The sequence below is a fragment of the Streptococcus sp. HMSC034E03 genome, from assembly GCF_001811505.1.
Lineage (GTDB): Bacteria > Bacillota > Bacilli > Lactobacillales > Streptococcaceae > Streptococcus.
Map to the genome: position 1 here is coordinate 1 of NZ_KV804910.1, position 2,088 is coordinate 2,088.

5 protein-coding genes are annotated in these 2,088 nt (G+C 38.3%); 4 read left to right on the plus strand and 1 reads right to left on the minus strand.

From position 1 onward, the window contains the following. Positions 1-53: 53 nt before the first annotated feature. Complete coding sequence (locus HMPREF2805_RS00020; RefSeq protein WP_075230933.1) at positions 54-263, minus strand: hypothetical protein; 210 nt, start codon at positions 261-263, stop codon at positions 54-56. Between the two features lie 142 nt (positions 264-405). On the opposite strand from HMPREF2805_RS00020, the gene HMPREF2805_RS00025 reads away from it, so the two are divergent. From HMPREF2805_RS00025 to HMPREF2805_RS00040, 4 genes are all read left to right on the plus strand, one after another. Continuing rightward, positions 406-696, plus strand: a complete 291-nt coding sequence (locus HMPREF2805_RS00025) for a hypothetical protein (RefSeq protein ID WP_075230934.1) — start codon at positions 406-408, stop codon at positions 694-696. 10 nt (positions 697-706) lie between these two features. After that, positions 707-1,135, plus strand: coding sequence for a hypothetical protein (locus HMPREF2805_RS00030; protein ID WP_075230935.1), 429 nt, complete (start codon positions 707-709; stop codon positions 1,133-1,135). Continuing rightward, on the plus strand, positions 1,132-1,470 hold the full coding sequence (locus HMPREF2805_RS00035) for a hypothetical protein (protein WP_075230936.1): 339 nt from the start codon (positions 1,132-1,134) through the stop codon (positions 1,468-1,470). The genes HMPREF2805_RS00030 and HMPREF2805_RS00035 overlap by 4 nt, the downstream gene beginning before the upstream one ends. Then, the coding region (locus HMPREF2805_RS00040) for a DnaB-like helicase N-terminal domain-containing protein (RefSeq protein WP_315940852.1) at positions 1,467-2,088 on the plus strand (622 nt) is incomplete at its 3' end. The genes HMPREF2805_RS00035 and HMPREF2805_RS00040, both read left to right, overlap by 4 nt.

Below are 2,088 nucleotides of genomic sequence, written 5' to 3' on the forward strand. Positions count from 1 at the left end.
AAACGTGCTATGCAACAAAAAACACCTAATCATCAAAATTAGGTGCTGGAAGATTACGCATTTGAACGAATGTGTACTACATAATCAAGATTGACTAGATGTCGAAAATCCGTTTCAACTTCTACAAGAACTATATGATTCGCAGTGTCAGAGCAATCATCATATACTTGGAAAAAGTCAATTTTATCACCATTTGAGAAAGTGATTGTGATTGAATCATTCTCATCACTTTCATCAAAACAATCTTTGATGAATTGTTTCATATTCTCACCTCCTTTCTGGCTTTATTATAACAGATAGGAGAATAACAAAAAAGCACCTGACAGAAATCAGGTACTTACTTAAACAATTTAAACCATTATATCACAAAAAATGCTTGCCCGCATAGTTGAGAGGATGTAAAAAATGGAAGGAATAACGTTACAATTACGATTGGACGGCGAAAGTGCTGAATTGTTCACGAATCAATTATTGGCTTTTGCTGAAAAGCAGGTCAAGGAGCAGTTAGAGAATGATCGCATGCCAATCAATCAACAAGCTTTGATGAAGAAGTTCGGCTTTACTCATGGCTATATTAAGAAGTTAGAACTTAAAGGCTTAAGATTTCGTAAGCAAGGAAAAGATATTATGTATGATGTCAATGATGTTTATGAAATTTTGGAATTAGAGAAAGAAGTACGAAAATTGAGGGCGTAAGGAGAATAAAATGACAGAACCAACTTTATCAAGCCAGCTGCTTGGCTTAGTATCAATCTTTATCGGGATCTTTATCCTGATGTTACTGACTACTAAAAATGAAGAAAAAACTGAACAAAAAACAGTGATCATCATTGAAGAAGCTGAAGATTTCAGAGAGGTTGCAAGAAGAAACTTGAAAAACTGTGATAGAGGATTCACCTATGATTCTCAACCTCCTATCGGACTTTCTTCAACGATTGAGGACGTGCCACAAGTTTTTCGGACATGTATCGAAGACTATGACAGGCTAGCTCAGGACTACCTGGAAGAAGCAGGTAACAATGATCTTCTAAGAAGTCGAAATGCCAACCTATTAGAAGAAAATGGGCGCTTGCTCTACAAAGAAATGACCATGGATTTTCGCCATAATCCTAGAAAATGGAGGGCAAAGACATGACTGTTAGTCGCAGTATGAATGAATTAGAAATTCGTGTCTTAAACATGATTATCAATTGTGCGACCTTCGACTTGCCAATCCAAGCCAGTGAAATTCGTTTAGAAACTGGGCTCTCAAAACGTAAGGTAGAAGAAATCATCGAAAGCCTGCGTGTCAATTTTGGGCATCCTATCGTAGCTAAGAAAATGAAGCCGAACGGATATTACTTGCCACGAAGTGAGGAGGAGCGACAAGCTGGTCTTGCGCCTTATCGCAGACAAATCCTAACTGAGCAAAAGAACCTTGCTGCAGTGATGAATGTGGATCTAGAAAAATATTGGGAGGATAGCGCATGAGTGAAGATTTTAGAATACTACCTCATGATCTAGTTGCAGAACAGTCGGTTCTTGGTGCAGTTTTTATCTCGCCAGAAACAATGACGTTGCTTGCAGACGAATTGACTCCAGAAGATTTCTACAAACCTGCTAACAAGATTGTTTTTAAAACAATGTTGTCATTACTTGAAAAAGGTGAGCCGATCGATCCTACTACCATGATTTCTGCTCTTACTAATCAGGGTGACATTTCAAATATTGGGGGCATCACCTACGTTGTCGAGTTAGTGAACTCAACTCCAACATCAAAGAATGTGGAGCATTATGCCAAACTCGTTAAAGAAAAGGCTACGCTTCGGAAAGTAATTGCTAACTTGTCAGATTCGTTATCTAGTGCTTATCAAGGTGATGTATCGATTGGTGACATCATTGCTAAAACTGAAAAATCTCTACTGGATATCAGTAATCAAAATGCAGGGACAGGATTTCGTAATGTGGCTGATATTCTAGATACACATATGCAGATAGTCGAGACTCGTTCACAGACAGATGGATTCGTGACTGGTCTGTCTACTGGCTTTGTTGGATTGGATAAGATTACAACAGGCCTTCATGAAGGGAATCTTATCATCCTTGCTG

Excerpts from the sequence above, each read along its gene's own strand:
- HMPREF2805_RS00025 (WP_075230934.1), top strand. The coding sequence starts at position 406 with ATGGAAGGAATAACGTTACAATTACGATTGGACGGCGAAAGTGCTGAA.
- HMPREF2805_RS00035 (WP_075230936.1), top strand. The coding sequence starts at position 1,132 with ATGACTGTTAGTCGCAGTATGAATGAATTAGAAATTCGTGTCTTAAAC.
- HMPREF2805_RS00020 (WP_075230933.1), bottom strand. The coding sequence starts at position 263 with ATGAAACAATTCATCAAAGATTGTTTTGATGAAAGTGATGAGAATGAT.
- HMPREF2805_RS00030 (WP_075230935.1), top strand. The coding sequence starts at position 707 with ATGACAGAACCAACTTTATCAAGCCAGCTGCTTGGCTTAGTATCAATC.